The sequence below is a fragment of the Marinobacter orientalis genome (genome assembly GCF_004792665.1).
GTDB classification, from domain to species: domain Bacteria; phylum Pseudomonadota; class Gammaproteobacteria; order Pseudomonadales; family Oleiphilaceae; genus Marinobacter; species Marinobacter orientalis.
Genome location: NZ_SRZX01000001.1, coordinates 1,607,987 through 1,622,376, shown reverse-complemented (window position 1 = coordinate 1,622,376; position 14,390 = coordinate 1,607,987). Strand labels below are relative to the sequence as shown.

Genomic DNA, 14,390 nt, shown 5'->3' with positions numbered 1-14,390 from the left:
GGGAGATTCATGAACGAGCTTCGTAACGACTGTTTTGCCCTGCCCCCCGGAGTTAACTGGACGCCGGTGGATGAGGCCCTGGAGCGCTTACGTACACGTTTGCATCCAGTGGTGGGCGTAGATCGCGCTGTCCCGCTGTCACAGGTGAATGGCCGGATATTGGCGAGTGACGTTTATGCGCCTCGCGCTCATCCCCCCAGCAGCAATTCCGCGGTCGATGGCTATGCTCTTGCCGGACCCATAAGCCGGGTTCCCTGCACCGTGCCTCTGGTTGAAGGCCGCAGTGCCGCCGGGGCGCCGTACACCGACCAGGTGCCCGAGGGCCACGCTATCCGGATCCTGACCGGAGCGGTTATCCCGGCAGGCACTGATACGGTGGTTTTGGAGGAAGACTGCGAAGTCATAGACCAGCAGCTACATCTGAACGGCACGCTGAAAGCGGGAGCCAACGCACGTAAAGCCGGTGAGGACATCAAGGCGCAGGATCGAATCCTCACCATGGCAACCCGCCTGACGCCCACCCAGATTTCAGTCCTCGCCAGTGTCGGGGTCGAGTCGGTCGATGTCTATCAGCGGCTTCGCGTCGGAGTCCTGTCCACCGGTGATGAAGTGAAACCTGTCGGTGCAGCGGTCACTGACTGGCAAATTTATGATGCCAACCGCCCGATGCTGAGTGCTCTGGTCACGCAGCTTGGCTATCAGTTGGTGGACCTCGGCCATGTGCTCGACCGCCCCGAGGAAGTCAGGACGGCACTGGAACGGGGGGCTGAGCAGTGCGACCTGATCCTGACCAGTGGCGGTGTTTCCGCAGGGGACGAAGATCATGTGTCGAAAATACTGAAGGCCCATGGTGACATCAGCAACTGGCGCATCGCGATCAAGCCCGGCCGCCCCCTGGCGCTGGCCATGTTCCAGGGGACGCCCGTGGTGGGGTTGCCGGGAAATCCGGTTGCAGCCTGGGTCTGCGCACTGCGTTTTGGCGCTCCGGCGATGTCGCTCCTGGCTGGGGGTGAGTGGTTCGAACCCCAGGGCTATCTCATGCCCGCCGGTTTTTCTAAAAACAAGAAGCCGGGGCGCAGCGAGATGTTGCGCGCCCGGATCCGTAACGGCGAGGTTGAGGTATTCGGTTCTGAAGGCTCGGGCCGGGTTACCGGTCTGGCCTGGTCGGAGGGTATGGTGGAACTGGGCGAGAGTGCTCAGCAGATAGAGCCGGGAACCCCCGTGCGGTTTATCCCCTACGCCAGCTTCGGATTGTAATCACTCATAGCCGCCGTGCACTGCAAAGGCCTCTAACGAGGCATCTTGCGGGGCTCGCGAGCGGTAGGTTTCCTCAACACCCAGCCCGGTCAGTGTACGGCTGACCATTAGCAGGGTGTTCTCCTCGAAGTCCTCACACATATTGCGCATCTGGTCGATTTCTTCACAGGCAACAGGGTAGGCTGCGTCAACATCCGGCGCGCCGTAACACTCGACGAAGGTTTGCGCCAGCGTCTGGCGCAGCTGCTCCAGTTCGGCTTCGGTGATGTTGCAGACGCCAACGAAACTGGCGCGGCCGCCGGACTCTACGCTGTACCAACCGTTGGTAAAGGCCTGACGAGCCTTGCCCTTCAGCTCCGCTTCGGTCCAGTTGGAGAATTCAAACCCGCCCGAAATTGCCCATTCGCCGCTGGGGGCCGGCACTTCGTACACATTTTCATCGGATATATCCAGTCGCAGGGTTCGGGCCAGTTTCATGTGTGCTCCGCGAATTCAATCAAACTCACTGTTTCGGTCATGGGGCCCTGGCGCAACAGCATCCGGCCTTTTTCATCCAGCCCGACAAAGATGCCGGACGCTGGCTGGTCGATCTCTTTGCCCAGGGTGTCACAGCGCGGCCGCCACTCGTTGTGCACGCGCTCGAACCCGCTATCCATGAAGTAGTTCAGCCACAGAAGCGTGTGCTTGGACCAGCTTTCCAGTAGCGCCATGGGCTCGATTTCGCCGCAACCTTCTTCCAGCAGACAGGTTTTATTGGGGTTTTTCCCTGGCTCGTCGCTCGCCGGTATAAAGGGTACATCGATACCGATGACCAGCCAACCAGGATACGCCTTGGGATCTGACACATCCGCTGCAAAGCGAACGCCACCGCAGACCGCGCCATTGATCTTGATGCGATCGGGCCATTGAAAATGCACCGGCACTTCCGGTGGAGCCAGTGCGCCCAGACTCTCCGCCAGGCCTATCTGGGCAACGTAAACGGCCTGAATAGCCTCTTCCAAAGGCGTTTCCGGCGCCAGCACCAGGGCGGCACGCAGGGTGTCGGCCGCCTCGGAGTAAAAAATTGTCCCCGAATCGACCCCGGCAATGGCCTGGCTGACGGCCTTATCAAAAGGATCCGTGTGTTTGGGCACTGCTTCGCCCGAGAATAGTGGCGGGAATTGAGGCGACTCGATCATAGAATGGCCCGGGCGTAGGCGTCAGAGGCGATAATTTCATCGGCGATACGCTGGAAGGACCGGGCCTGAGGGCTTTCCGGTTTTGAAACCACAATCGGAACACCACCGTCCGAACCCACACGAATATCCAGATCGAGTGGAATTTCACCCAGGAACGGCGCCCCAAGCTTTTCTGCCTCAGTCCGGGCGCCCCCGGATCCAAAGGGGTGGTGCTCTTTACCGCAACCGTCACAGACAAAGGACGCCATGTTTTCAATCAGGCCGAACAGCGGCACATCCATCCGGTTGAACATGTCGATGCCCTTGCGCGCATCCATCAGGGCAATGTCCTGGGGGGTAGAGACCACAATGGCACCTGCCACAAAGAACTTCTGGCTCAGGGTCATCTGCACGTCCCCGGTGCCCGGGGGCAGGTCCACCAGCAGCACGTCCAGCCGGCCCCAGTCCACCTGATTCATCATCTGTTCCAGGGCACCCATCAGCATAGGCCCGCGCCAGATGATGGCTTCACCATCCGGGGTCATCAGCCCCAGGGACATCAGGGTCACGCCATGATTACGCAGCGGCAGTATGGTACTCCCGTCGGGACTGGATGGCCGCCCGGAAACACCCATCATGCGGGGTTGGCTGGGGCCGTAGACGTCGGCGTCCAGAAGGCCCACTTTAAGACCTTTCGAGGCCAGCGCGACAGCCAGATTGGATGCCACTGTGGACTTGCCGACGCCGCCTTTGCCCGAAGCAATGGCGATGATGCGATCAATCCCCTTGGGGTTTTTATCCTGCGGCCGGGGCGCGTCAGTACCGATCAGGTTGGGTTTTCCAACCTCAGTATATTGAACCATGTTGTATCCTGTTTGCTTTTTAGCTGTCCAGGTAGTCGTCACTGGTGCGAACCCGAGGACGCCCGCTCGCCGCCATGGACGCATTATCCCCGTGGAATTGGGCCTTGACCCGACAGTCGTCACACATCTTGATGAGCTGAACGTTATCAGAGTTGGTGTACATCCAGTGCAGGTTTTCCAGTTTTTCCACGATACGGTTAATCGTGCTGGCCACGCCAAAGGGAGTGCCACATTTGATGCATTCGAACGGTTCTTCGCCATGCAACGCCCGGGCACTCAGCGCGTCCTTCGACAAATCCAGCTGGGGAATCAGAGTAATCGCTGTCTCGGGACAAGTGCTCTCGCAAACGCCGCATTGAACGCAGGCGTTTTCCGTGAACTGAACCTCTGGCCGATCCGGGTGGTCGCCGAGGGCGCCGGTGGGACACAGCGATACGCAGGCCAGACAGAGCGTGCATTTGTCGGAGTTGATCTCGATCGCGCCGTATGGTGCGCCCTTCGGCAGGGGGATCGGCGCTTCGACCTTGTCCGCCATCGCGCCGACAGTGACCCGCGTAATATCGCGGCGGCCGCCGACCAGCAGAACCGGATCGCTCACTCTCCCGGCGTTGTCTCCGGCCGCGCCGAGTTCTTCGGCTGCGATCACCCGGACCCGGCCGGGGGAGTTTTGCGTACCCTTGAGCATGGCCTGGGCCAATTCAACTTCCGCAGTAACCGCACGGCGGTCTATCTCGTTGTCCGCCAGGACCAGCACTTCGGCGTAGCCTGCGCCAAAGGCCGCCATTATCTCGGCGTGGCCGACACGATCGACATGCTCCAGCCCCAGCGGTATCAGATCGTCCGCCAGTCCGTCGTAGTATCGTGCCAGGAAGGCGATGTTGTCAGCGCCAGCACCCAGGGTATGGAAAACCAGGCGCGGAGCTTCGTCGGTATGCTCGCGATAGACCCTGGCCATAACCGCCATGGCCTGGGTCAGGGCCTCGAAGGGGGTTTCATTCATGGTCACGGCTGAGGTCGGGCAGACTGCCGCACAGGACCCGCAGCCGGCGCAGATATCAGAATCAATCTGTACGTGCTCCCCGAAGGAGAAAATCGCCTCGGTGGGGCAGACGTCCAGGCAGCGGGTGCAACCGGGCTGGTTCGCCCGTGAGTGTGCACAGAGCGAGGTTTCCAGGTTGAAATACACGGTTTTCTCGAACTCACCGACCCGCTCCCTGGCAGTCAGAGCGATACGCTCCAGCTCTCCGGCCCTGGCCGGATCAGCCCAGAAGTAACCGTTGCGTTTCTGGTAGCTGGGAAACGCTGGCGCGCCGCCGCGCAGGTCGATGAATACATCGCACTCGCTGCGGGCGGTGGCCTTGGCCTCGCCATAACCAGGGGCACCACGACCTGCCGGGTTCAGAGTCTGTAACTGGGCAAACTCCAGTTCGAAGTTGCCCAGTGCGCCACGGGCACCCGTCAACCGGCCCCGGGCCATGTCGTAATTAGCGGAGGGCAGCTGTATGGGCCCTGCATCATTCACGATACAGGTAACGCCCAGATCGTCCTGCACCAGCTCAGCCATTCTGACGGCCTGCTCGGTGGGGCCGACAATACAACATACGCCACTGGACTGAATGGTTTTGGCGGGCGCCATTGACGCCGGTAGCTGGGCAGCGGCCATCAAGGCCGCTTGCTTGGCGTGTATGCGCCTGGGCTTTGCGCTCGATGCGCTCCAGCCAGCACGATCCCGGATATCGATGGTATTCAGCTCAGCGGAGTGCTGGATTTCAGTGTGCACATCTTCTTTCAGGCGCTCAAACAGCGCGGCCTGCTGGCCACAGGCAACAAGCAACTCGCCACTGCCGCCCATGTGCTCGACGGCAGTTTTCATATCTGTGCCGCACAGTTGATCCACCACGATCACCTGCTCAGCTGCCGCCGCTGTCTGCAGTGCCTCGGGACTAAAAGACTGAGTTTTATCGCAGGTGCATAACAGTAGGGTTTTGGGTGCCGTCATCAGAATTTTGACTCTTTTAGTTATTTTTATACCTATGCGTGTTTATCATTACTGGTTGAGGATGCCACATCCGTTTGTCACTCGACAATTGGATAATTGGATAATTGTTTGTGCTCTGCTAACTTCATAAAAAAAGAGAGCTGCCATGAGCCGTAACATAAGTAGTTGGAAGCGCGAGTTAAAAGTCGGTGCCGTCGTTCGCCGGACACCCGGCGTGACACAGTGGGCGCGGGATATCTGGAAACCGGTGGCGGTCATCCCCGGGGCACCGGAGGCGTTCTGGAAAGAGCTCGTGCGGGACGGCGAAGTGGTCGATTACCACGCCGGCACTGTGGCAATGGAATTATTTCGGGCCGATGTCGAAGGTTACCTCGTGTCCCTGAATATGACCGCTCCCTCTGTGTGGGTTGTCATGGATAAGGATCAGACCAGCCTGTCTCCGTCAGGATGGGTTGTCAGCGCGGTTACCGCCAGCGCCCATGAGGCGCTGGACGCCCTGGACAGCGGCGAAAGCATCGTCGAAGCGGTTCCGATTCCCGAGTCCCTGGCGGCCTGGATCAAAGAATTTGTCGATATGCACTATATCGAAGAACCCTTCAAGAAACGCCGTCGCGACGAGATCCGTGTTGATGGTACCGAGGACGGCAAGGGTGATGCGCGTATCCGTCAGCAGAGCGACGTTTACCGTGCACCCTCCAGCATCAGAAAACCGGGAGTGCACTAATGGCCGAGTCACGCCTGCAGCGTTGGTCGCGCAAAAAAACCGGAGCCCTCAAAGAAGCTGATCCCGCCCCGCCCTCGGCCGTTGAGCCCGAGCCATCACCCCAGGAGCAGGAACTCGCCGTTAACGAGACCTTGCCTGAGCAAGCGGTGCTGGCGAAGTACGATTTGCCTGACCCGGATGCCATCGAAATCGGCACCGATATCACCGGGTTCATGCGAAAAGAAATTCCTGAACTCCTGCGCCGCAAGGCCCTGCGCTCGCTCTGGAAGTCCAACCCCGTTCTGGCGGTGCTGGACGGTCTCAATGATTACGATGAAGATTTCTCTAACGCTGCAACAACAGTCAACGGCGTGCAGACCCTGTACAGGGTGGGCCAGGGCATGTTTGATAAAACCGCGGGGGCCGACAAGCAGGTTGATGAGCAGGCCGCGGAGCAAATCCGGGGCCAGGCCGAAGCTTCGGAAACTGCTATCCCCGTAGAGGCAGAGGTGGCCGAGAGTGAGCTGCCTCCTGAGGGAACAGAGCCCCAAGTCGCTGTTGAGTCCTCGGCCAACACTCTCCATGCCGAAGCTGTGGTTAGCCACGATGAAGTGGAACCCGCACCGCGCTATCGACCGCGGATGCGTTTCACGTAATAGCGTGTGGAAGCACGGTTGCGCCGGAGTCAGATCGGGGCTATAAATAATAATGGAAAAAAAATATAAATAAATAGTAATTCAGAGTACGCCAACAAATAACACGCCGAACAATAACAGTAAGGACAAAGACTTGGCCAACACTGCTGAAATCCAGTGCCCTCGCTCGATCACCGAAGAAGAGCGCGCGCGAGCCCAAATGTATCAGTTGCTGGGGGTGTTGCTGGGTGGCCCACCTTCGAGTGAGCTGCTTCAGGGGTTGGCATCCTTGCAGGGTGATGACACCACGTTGGGGTCCGCCTCCAGAAACCTGGCTGCCCTGGCAGAACGCACCACCCCTGATAACGCCAGGCGTGAGTACAACAACCTGTTCATCGGAGTCGGCCGTGGCGAACTGCTGCCATACGCGAGTTATTACCTCACCGGTTTTCTGAATGAGAAGCCCCTTGCGCATCTGCGTGGTGATCTCATGACCAGGGGCATCAAGACCAGCGACGACGTCAAAGAACCTGAAGATCATATGGGCACGCTGTGTGAAATCATGGCGGGCATTATTGCGGGCGATTTTGCGTGCGACAGCGACCTGTCTTCCCAAAAAGCCTTTTTTGACGCGCACCTGGCAAAGTGGGCGGAGTTGTTTTTTACCGATTTGGAGAGAGCGCAAAACGCGATCTTCTACTCTCCTGTGGGCTCGCTGGGGCGGGCGTTCATGACCGTGGAAGCTGAAGCGTTTGCACTTCAATAACCGGGGTCTACCCGACCCCTTAACTCAGGTGGAGGTGTCCTATGGACAACCAAAAGCGTGAAAACAGCCGCCGCAGTTTCTTGCGGATGGCAGCAACGGCAGTTCCAGCTGCGGTTGCCGTGGCAGTAGCACCGAACGCCGCAGCCAGGGTCGTCAAACAGGACGCCCCCAAAAGCAGCGGTCTACGTGACACTGAGCACACACGTAAATATCTGGAATCGGCTCGCTTCTGAGGAATCGTGAGTCATTCAAGGTTGCGAAAGGCTCTTGGGTGACCGCAGCTCCAGGAAAACGAGAATAAAAAAAGAGAGAGGTAAGTGACATGTTAAGGAAGAAAACCAACGGGGTAGCGAAAGGCTCCCGTGCGGGATCTTTGCTTTCATCCCTCGCTGCGAAAACTATGGACCGCCGGGGGTTTCTCACTGCCTCCGGGGTTACCGTGGGCGGGCTGGCGGCTTTGTCGATGACTTCGACGCGCGTCGAAGCGGCGGACCCGGCAACAGCGGGTGGCGAAGTTGTTCATAAAAAGACAGTGTGTACGCACTGCTCTGTCGGCTGCACAGTCGAGGCCGAAGTTCAGAATGGCGTATGGACCGGCCAGGAGCCCGGTTGGGACAGCCCTTTTAACATGGGCGCTCATTGCGCCAAGGGCGCCTCGGTGCGAGAGCACGGTCACGGTGAACGACGCCTGAAATACCCCATGAAAATGGTCAACGGCGAGTGGCAGAAGATCTCCTGGGAACAGGCGATCAACGAGGTCGGCGACAAGATGCTGCAGATCCGCGAAGAGAGCGGTCCGGACTCCGTCTACTGGCTGGGAAGTGCAAAGTTCTCCAACGAACAGGCCTACCTGTTCCGTAAGTTTGCTGCCTACTGGGGCACCAATAACGTCGACCACCAGGCCCGGATCTGTCACTCAACGACGGTAGCCGGCGTAGCCAACACCTGGGGCTACGGTGCGATGACCAACTCGTACAACGACATCCACAATTCCCAGGCGATCTTCGTGATCGGCGGCAACCCGGCGGAAGCGCACCCGGTGTCGCTGCTGCACATTCTGAAGGCCAAGGAAGAAAACAACGCGCCGCTCATCGTTTGTGATCCGCGTTTCACGCGTACTGCCGCCCATGCTGACGAGTATGTGCGTTTCCGGCCGGGCACAGACGTCGCGCTGGTCTGGGGCCTGCTCTGGCACATCTTTGAAAACGGCTGGGAAGACCAGGAGTTCATCCGCACCAGGGTGTACGGTATGGACGACATCCGTGAAGAGGTGAAGCGCTGGAACCCTGAAGAAGTCGAGCGCGTCACCGGCGCCCCGGGTGCGCAGCTTGAGCGCGTTGCGCGTACCCTGGTCAATAACCGCCCCGGCACTGTCATTTGGTGCATGGGTGGCACCCAGCACACCAATGGTAACAACAACACGCGCGCCTACTGCATATTACAGCTGGCACTTGGCAATATGGGCGTCTCCGGCGGCGGCACCAACATCTTCCGTGGCCACGACAACGTTCAGGGTGCCACTGACCTGGGTGTCCTGGCCGATACCCTGCCAGGCTACTATGGCCTGAGCGCTGGCGCCTGGGCTCACTGGGCCCGCGTCTGGGAGGAAGACCAGGACTGGCTGAAAGGCCGGTTTGCCGTGTGGGACAAAAACGGCAAGTCCAAGGCCATGATGAACGAGAAGGGCATTCCCGTATCCCGCTGGATCGACGGTGTTCTGGAAGCCAAGGAAAACCTGGGCCAGCCCGATAACACCCGGGCAATGGTTCTGTGGGGCCACGCGCCCAACTCGCAGACCCGTATGCTTGAAATGAAGGAAGCCATGGAAAAACTGGACCTGCTGGTGGTAGTGGACCCCTTCCCCACCGTATCAGCGGTGCTGCACGATCGTAAGGACGGCGCCTACCTGTTGCCGGCAACAACCCAGTTCGAGACCCATGGTTCAGTAACCGCTTCCAACCGATCGCTCCAGTGGCGTGAAAGGGTCATCGAGCCGAACTTTGACTCGAAGGTCGATCACGAGATCATGAAGCTGTTTGCTGACAAGTTCGGTTTCACCGATCGCATGTTCCGCAACATTGCCGTGGAAGGTGACATCCCGGTTGTCGAGGACCTTACCCGCGAATTCAACCGCGGCATGTGGACCATCGGCTATACCGGTCAGTCGCCCGAGCGCCTGAAAAAACACATGGCGAACCAGCACCACTTTGACAAGACGACCCTGCGTGCCGTGGGTGGGCCCTGTGACGGTGATATTTACGGCCTGCCATGGCCATCCTGGGGTACCGCCGAGATGAACCACCCGGGAACACCGAACCTGTACGATATGTCATTGCCGGTGTCCAGGGGCGGACTCACTTTCCGTGCCCGTTTTGGTGTCGAGCGCGACGGCGAGAACCTGCTTGCTGAAGGCGTCTACTCGAAAAATTCGGAGATCAAGGACGGCTACCCGGAATTCACCATGCAGATGCTGATGGATCTGGGCTGGGACGGCGATCTTACGGACGAAGAGCGTGCCAGTATTGACGCGGTTGCAGGCCCCGAAACCAACTGGAAGACTGATCTTTCAGGCGGCATACAGCGCGTTGCAATCAAGCACGAGTGTGCCCCCTTCGGCAACGCCAAAGCGCGCGCTGTGGTCTGGAACTTCCCGGATCCAGTGCCGCTTCACCGCGAGCCGCTGTACACCAGTCGTCGCGATCTGGTCAAAGATTATCCGACCTATGAAGACAAGCACTTCTGGCGCGTCCCGACGCTGTACGAGTCGATTCAGAAGAACGACTTCAGCAAGGAATTCCCCCTCATTCTGACTTCAGGCCGCCTGGTTGAATACGAGGGTGGGGGTGACGAATCGCGTTCAAATCCCTGGTTGGCGGAACTGCAGCAGGATATGTTCATTGAGGTGAATCCGTACGATGCGAATAACCTGAACATTCGTGACGGCAACGATGTCTGGGTTTCCGGCCCTGAGGGCGGTCGCATCAGGGTAAAGGCGATGATCACCGAGCGCGTTGGCAGAGGTGTGGTCTTTATGCCTTTCCACTTCGGCGGACATCTCGAGGGTAAGGATTTAAGGCACAAGTATCCCGAGGGCGCTGACCCATATGTCCTGGGCGAATCCTCTAACACGATTCAGACATACGGGTATGACTCGGTCACGCAGATGCAAGAGACCAAAGCCACCCTGTGTTCGATTATGCCGGCATAACAAGAGGTGTACAAAATGGCACTTGAAGGACAAGCACGCGCAAAATTCCTTTGTGATGCGGAACGCTGCATCGAATGTAATGCCTGCGTAACGGCCTGTAAGAATGAGAATGAAGTCCCCTGGGGCATCAACCGTCGACGCGTGGTGACCATCGAAGATGGCAAACCTGGCGAGCGTTCGATCTCGGTGGCCTGCATGCACTGTTCAGACGCGCCCTGTATGGCCGTCTGTCCCACTGACTGCTTCTACCAGACTGAAGACGGGATAGTGTTGCACTCCAAGGATCTGTGCATCGGTTGTGGGTATTGTTTTTACGCTTGCCCCTTCGGCGCGCCCCAGTTCCCCCAGGCGGGCAACTTTGGCAGCCGTGGCAAGATGGACAAGTGCACATTCTGTGCAGGTGGTCCCGAAGAAGACAACTCCAACGCCGAGTTCAATAAATACGGTCGCAACCGTATTGCGGAGGGCAAGCTGCCGATCTGTGCAGAAATGTGTTCCACTAAAGCGCTGTTGGCCGGTGATGGCAACGACGTGGCAGACATCTATCGCCAGCGTGTAGTGAACCGTGGTTTCGGTGCAGGCGCCTGGGGATGGGGCACGGCATACGAGAAAAAGACCAGTTAAACCAGCCTGATTGCTCCGGGGCCTTCGCGGGCCCCGGACTTTATTGAGGCAACGAATTCTCTATGTTGATCCCGCTGGAGTAGTACTCTCATGAACCTTAAAATATGCAGTGCCGCCGTGTTTGTGCTGGCGACACTGGCGTTTAATCCTGCCTTGGCGGACGAGGCCCCGGCGATTGATCGGACCGATACCGGAGGTGCTCAAACTCTGGAAGACATCATGGCCCGTCAGAAGCAGCTGGAAATTGACGAGTCTTTCCGATCAGAAAACCTGGGTGATCCGGCCAATGCGGCGCCGATCAGGGATGAACTGGGCACTCTCGGAGGGCGCTCTGACGCCGATGTCTGGCGCGGCATTCGCTACAACGAGCTTGATCCCGAAACGCAGGTCCGCGGGCCAGCGGTCGACGTTATGATCCAGGACGAAGGCATGCCCTGGTATCAGTTGCGGGAAGGACCGGTCATCAGCTATGGCGGTGGCGCAATCCTGGGCTTCGTGTTGCTGCTGGTGGTATTTTACTTTGTTCGCGGCAGGATCGAGATCGAGGGTGGACCTTCAGGTACCAAGATTGAAAGATTCAAGGCCATCGAGCGATTTGGTCACTGGTTGCTGGCCGGCTCGTTCATCGCATTGGCCCTGACGGGACTGATCACCCTCATGGGGCGCAGTTTCCTGATCCCCGTTATAGGGCAGGAAGCCTTTGCACCTCTGGCTATTGGTTCCAAATGGATTCACAACAATATTTCCTGGGCCTTCATGCTCGGCCTGGTGCTGACCTTCTCCATGTGGGTGGTGCACAACATCCCCAACAAGCTGGATTGGCAGTGGCTCAAGGCGGGAGGCGGCATCTTTACCAATGGTCATCCTTCAGCAAAGAAGTTTAACGCCGGTCAGAAGATTATCTTCTGGACTGTAATGGTGCTTGGCTTTTCAGTGTCCCTGTCGGGCCTGTCGCTGCTGTTTCCATTTCAGTTGCCCATGTTTGCCGATACCTTTGGCTTCGTGAACAGCATTCTGGGAACCGATCTTCAGACAGACCTGGCGCCGCATGAAGAGATGCAGTTGTCTAACCTCTGGCACTCGATTGTGGCGTTCCTGATGATGCTGGCCATCATTGCACATATTTATATCGGTTCGGTCGGTATGGAAGGTGCATTCGATGCCATGGGTAACGGTCAGGTTGATCTGGAGTGGGCCCGCCAACACCACGATCTGTGGGTAGAAGAAGTTCAAGCCAAACAGGGTAGACAAGGCAAAGGAGAATCATCGTGAAAGTCATGATTTCCGGATTTATCGCAGCCTTGGTGATCGCCGCTCTCGCGCCGGTAGTTCTGGATCAGTTCGGGTGGTCTTCAGCCGAGCAATACAGCAGTGAGAGCGTGCGGCTTGACTGATCAATCAGAGTTAGACCATGAGGTACACCAGATCGACGCTGTCGGTCTGGTGTGCCCTCTTCCCATCTTGCGTTTAAAAAAACGCATTCAGAATCTGCCCAGCGGCACGCAGGTCGAGTTTCTTGCCGATGACCCCAGCGGCCGTCGGGATTTACAGGTACTGTGTGATCTGACCGGTCACCGGATTGAATGGATCCGCGAGGAAAACGCTGGCGTCCTCCGTTATCGTATCTGTCTGGCATAGTTGGCATTCGCGGGAAAGCCATGACGAAGCAAAAAGAGCCATGAGGCCTTTCTGATCACGACGAGTGGTTAAAGGGCACCCTCTTGTGGTTGTTCAAACCATCCGCCGGAAGATACCGTCCTTGCGGAGCAGGTGACGCAACGCTGCGGCGATATGGCCGGCGATCAGCACACCCAGGGTTATGGCAAGCCATCCGTGTATTTCAAACAGGCGGTTGGCCAGTTCTTTATCCTCTGGCACAAAGGGCATGGCAGGCAAGTGGTAGCCGCCTACCGTGACCAGAGCCGGGAATGCCGTCACACCGGCCCAGCCAAACAGGGGTGTCACCACCAGCATTATATAGATCAGGTGGTGCAGGCTCTTGGCGGCAATCTGCAATTGCCGTGGCATTTCATCCGGATAGGGAGGGGTCTTTAAGCGGATTTTGACCACAATCCGCAGGACCATCAGCAACAGCACGCTGAAGCCAATTGCTTTGTGCCAGTTGTACAGTGTATCCGTCAGATCCCCCCAGAGGTCGGCTTCCGCACGTGAGGCCATCCAGAGCCCAATGGGTATCAGAGTCAGAACCATCAGCGCCATTACCCAATGCAGTATCCGCCAGCCTGCGGGGTATTTCTGAATCTCCGGCATACGTTCGCCCTCCAGACAGCCACGTGATTTCCTATCGCTTTGGTGCTTGAACCATCATCGGATTTATTCGGGTACTCCGCAAGCGCTGTATTGAAGTGACCTCTCACGCCCACTGCTGACGGCCAGTGAGCGGGGCTCAGGTAATGAGCCGGGCATAGATGTCACCCGAGGCGATCCCGTCAGCTCCCGCATCGAGCCAGTTCCGGAGTGACTCCGGGCTCTGCCATGAAGACCAGATAAAACAGCGTTGCTCGCCGGCAATAATATTGAACTCGTACCGGCCCAGCCGCTCCAGTTCCTCCTGACATCGCAATGCCTGATCCAGGGTGCCGTTGACGAATTCAAAAGACAGCGCCGGCAGCGGCTGGCTCAGGCCCGCCAGTACTTCCACTTCAAAGCCTTCCACGTCAATCTTGCAGAAGCCGGGCCGGCCGTACTGAAGTATCAGCTCGTCCAGCGTGGTGACCGTCACGGTGGCCGAGCCTTCCCAGCGCACGTGCCGGAAACCGGCGGTCGTTGCACGCAGGTGTTCGCGCCAGCGGCTGTCCAGTGAGGCCACCGTGGGATTGCGCAGGCTCAGTGCCAGCTCGGCCTCGCCCGGAGCCCGCCCCACCGCCAGTGGCAGGCATACTATCCCGGGTTGATGCCGGGTCAGCCGCCGCAACCAGCGCACCAGTTGTGGCTGGGGCTCCACCGCCACCACCCGTGCCCCCAATGCCGCAAACGCGGAGCTACGGTCCCCCAGATGGGCGCCGATATCGAACACCAGATCCCCGGGCTGGATAAATTCACTGTAGAGCTGGCGTAAAGCTCGCTGGCGCCCGGGACGTCGATAGATAACAAAGGATTGCAGCAGTCCCAGACCGCGGTTCACCTGATCGAAAATGGTCCCACGCAAGAGCGCCTC

Annotated in this window: 16 protein-coding genes; 10 read left to right on the top strand and 6 right to left on the bottom strand. The window is 58.4% G+C overall.

Annotated features, from left to right (window positions below; translation table 11 throughout):
- Positions 1-9: 9 nt before the first annotated feature.
- Entirely contained in the window at positions 10-1,257 is a 1,248-nt protein-coding gene (locus DIT72_RS07495) for a molybdopterin-binding protein (RefSeq protein WP_135954531.1), read from the top strand.
- Here DIT72_RS07495 and DIT72_RS07490 read toward each other — a convergent pair whose 3' ends face one another.
- From DIT72_RS07490 to DIT72_RS07475, 4 genes are read right to left on the bottom strand one after another with little or no spacing between them, the layout of a single operon-like run.
- Entirely contained in the window at positions 1,258-1,734 is a 477-nt protein-coding gene (locus DIT72_RS07490) for a DUF6505 family protein (protein ID WP_135954530.1), read from the bottom strand.
- Positions 1,731-2,435 carry a biotin/lipoate--protein ligase family protein gene (locus DIT72_RS07485; RefSeq protein ID WP_135954529.1) on the bottom strand — a complete coding sequence of 235 codons (705 nt, stop codon included), beginning with the start codon at positions 2,433-2,435 and terminating at the stop codon, positions 1,731-1,733. Before DIT72_RS07485 ends, DIT72_RS07490 begins: the two co-directional genes overlap by 4 nt.
- Entirely contained in the window at positions 2,432-3,277 is an 846-nt protein-coding gene (locus tag DIT72_RS07480) for an Mrp/NBP35 family ATP-binding protein (RefSeq protein ID WP_135954528.1), read from the bottom strand. The genes DIT72_RS07485 and DIT72_RS07480 overlap by 4 nt, the downstream gene beginning before the upstream one ends.
- A gap of 19 nt (positions 3,278-3,296) precedes the next feature.
- Positions 3,297-5,276: a 4Fe-4S binding protein gene (locus tag DIT72_RS07475; protein ID WP_135954527.1), complete on the bottom strand. Its 1,980-nt coding sequence runs from the start codon at positions 5,274-5,276 to the stop codon at positions 3,297-3,299.
- Positions 5,277-5,421: 145 nt separating this feature from the next.
- On the opposite strand from DIT72_RS07475, the gene DIT72_RS07470 reads away from it, so the two are divergent.
- The 9 genes from DIT72_RS07470 (at position 5,422) to DIT72_RS07435 (ending at position 12,850) form a co-directional block, all read left to right on the top strand.
- A complete protein-coding gene (locus DIT72_RS07470) occupies positions 5,422-6,000 on the top strand; it encodes a DUF3305 domain-containing protein (RefSeq protein WP_135954526.1) in 579 nt (192 codons plus the stop codon).
- The gene (locus DIT72_RS07465) at positions 6,000-6,635 is read left to right on the top strand and encodes a DUF3306 domain-containing protein (RefSeq protein WP_135954525.1); all 636 of its coding nucleotides are present in this window, start codon (positions 6,000-6,002) and stop codon (positions 6,633-6,635) included. Before DIT72_RS07470 ends, DIT72_RS07465 begins: the two co-directional genes overlap by 1 nt.
- Positions 6,636-6,768: 133 nt before the next feature.
- The gene (locus DIT72_RS07460; protein ID WP_135954524.1) at positions 6,769-7,380 is read left to right on the top strand and encodes a TorD/DmsD family molecular chaperone; all 612 of its coding nucleotides are present in this window, start codon (positions 6,769-6,771) and stop codon (positions 7,378-7,380) included.
- Between the two features lie 41 nt (positions 7,381-7,421).
- The gene (locus tag DIT72_RS07455; RefSeq protein ID WP_135954523.1) at positions 7,422-7,613 is read left to right on the top strand and encodes a twin-arginine translocation signal domain-containing protein; all 192 of its coding nucleotides are present in this window, start codon (positions 7,422-7,424) and stop codon (positions 7,611-7,613) included.
- An 89-nt stretch (positions 7,614-7,702) separates the two neighbouring features.
- Complete coding sequence (locus DIT72_RS07450) at positions 7,703-10,588, top strand: formate dehydrogenase subunit alpha (RefSeq protein WP_135954522.1); 2,886 nt, start codon at positions 7,703-7,705, stop codon at positions 10,586-10,588.
- A 15-nt stretch (positions 10,589-10,603) separates the two neighbouring features.
- On the top strand, positions 10,604-11,212 hold the full coding sequence (gene fdh3B / locus DIT72_RS07445; RefSeq protein ID WP_135954521.1) for a formate dehydrogenase FDH3 subunit beta: 609 nt from the start codon (positions 10,604-10,606) through the stop codon (positions 11,210-11,212).
- 90 nt (positions 11,213-11,302) lie between these two features.
- The gene (locus DIT72_RS07440) at positions 11,303-12,484 is read left to right on the top strand and encodes a formate dehydrogenase subunit gamma (RefSeq protein WP_135954520.1); all 1,182 of its coding nucleotides are present in this window, start codon (positions 11,303-11,305) and stop codon (positions 12,482-12,484) included.
- Positions 12,481-12,606, top strand: a complete 126-nt coding sequence (locus tag DIT72_RS18475; protein ID WP_265937496.1) for a hypothetical protein — start codon at positions 12,481-12,483, stop codon at positions 12,604-12,606. The genes DIT72_RS07440 and DIT72_RS18475 overlap by 4 nt, the downstream gene beginning before the upstream one ends.
- Positions 12,599-12,850 carry a sulfurtransferase TusA family protein gene (locus tag DIT72_RS07435; protein ID WP_135954519.1) on the top strand — a complete coding sequence of 84 codons (252 nt, stop codon included), beginning with the start codon at positions 12,599-12,601 and terminating at the stop codon, positions 12,848-12,850. Before DIT72_RS18475 ends, DIT72_RS07435 begins: the two co-directional genes overlap by 8 nt.
- A 93-nt stretch (positions 12,851-12,943) precedes the next feature.
- Here DIT72_RS07435 and DIT72_RS07430 read toward each other — a convergent pair whose 3' ends face one another.
- Together DIT72_RS07430 and DIT72_RS07425 are read right to left on the bottom strand one after the other, a co-directional pair.
- Positions 12,944-13,483 (bottom strand): cytochrome b, encoded by a 540-nt coding sequence (locus tag DIT72_RS07430; RefSeq protein WP_135954518.1) that lies wholly within the window; start codon positions 13,481-13,483, stop codon positions 12,944-12,946.
- 136 nt (positions 13,484-13,619) lie between these two features.
- Positions 13,620-14,381 carry an FkbM family methyltransferase gene (locus tag DIT72_RS07425; RefSeq protein ID WP_206081054.1) on the bottom strand — a complete coding sequence of 254 codons (762 nt, stop codon included), beginning with the start codon at positions 14,379-14,381 and terminating at the stop codon, positions 13,620-13,622.
- Positions 14,382-14,390 lie beyond the last annotated feature (9 nt).

Bases quoted from the DNA above. Each gene is read 5' to 3' on its own strand.
- DIT72_RS07465 (WP_135954525.1), top strand. From the start codon at position 6,000: ATGGCCGAGTCACGCCTGCAGCGTTGGTCGCGCAAAAAAACCGGAGCC.
- DIT72_RS07430 (WP_135954518.1), bottom strand. From the start codon at position 13,483: ATGCCGGAGATTCAGAAATACCCCGCAGGCTGGCGGATACTGCATTGG.
- DIT72_RS07455 (WP_135954523.1), top strand. From the start codon at position 7,422: ATGGACAACCAAAAGCGTGAAAACAGCCGCCGCAGTTTCTTGCGGATG.
- DIT72_RS07480 (WP_135954528.1), bottom strand. From the start codon at position 3,277: ATGGTTCAATATACTGAGGTTGGAAAACCCAACCTGATCGGTACTGAC.
- DIT72_RS07495 (WP_135954531.1), top strand. From the start codon at position 10: ATGAACGAGCTTCGTAACGACTGTTTTGCCCTGCCCCCCGGAGTTAAC.
- DIT72_RS07450 (WP_135954522.1), top strand. From the start codon at position 7,703: ATGTTAAGGAAGAAAACCAACGGGGTAGCGAAAGGCTCCCGTGCGGGA.
- DIT72_RS07485 (WP_135954529.1), bottom strand. From the start codon at position 2,435: ATGATCGAGTCGCCTCAATTCCCGCCACTATTCTCGGGCGAAGCAGTG.
- DIT72_RS07470 (WP_135954526.1), top strand. From the start codon at position 5,422: ATGAGCCGTAACATAAGTAGTTGGAAGCGCGAGTTAAAAGTCGGTGCC.
- DIT72_RS07490 (WP_135954530.1), bottom strand. From the start codon at position 1,734: ATGAAACTGGCCCGAACCCTGCGACTGGATATATCCGATGAAAATGTG.
- fdh3B (WP_135954521.1), top strand. From the start codon at position 10,604: ATGGCACTTGAAGGACAAGCACGCGCAAAATTCCTTTGTGATGCGGAA.
- DIT72_RS07475 (WP_135954527.1), bottom strand. From the start codon at position 5,276: ATGACGGCACCCAAAACCCTACTGTTATGCACCTGCGATAAAACTCAG.
- DIT72_RS07440 (WP_135954520.1), top strand. From the start codon at position 11,303: ATGAACCTTAAAATATGCAGTGCCGCCGTGTTTGTGCTGGCGACACTG.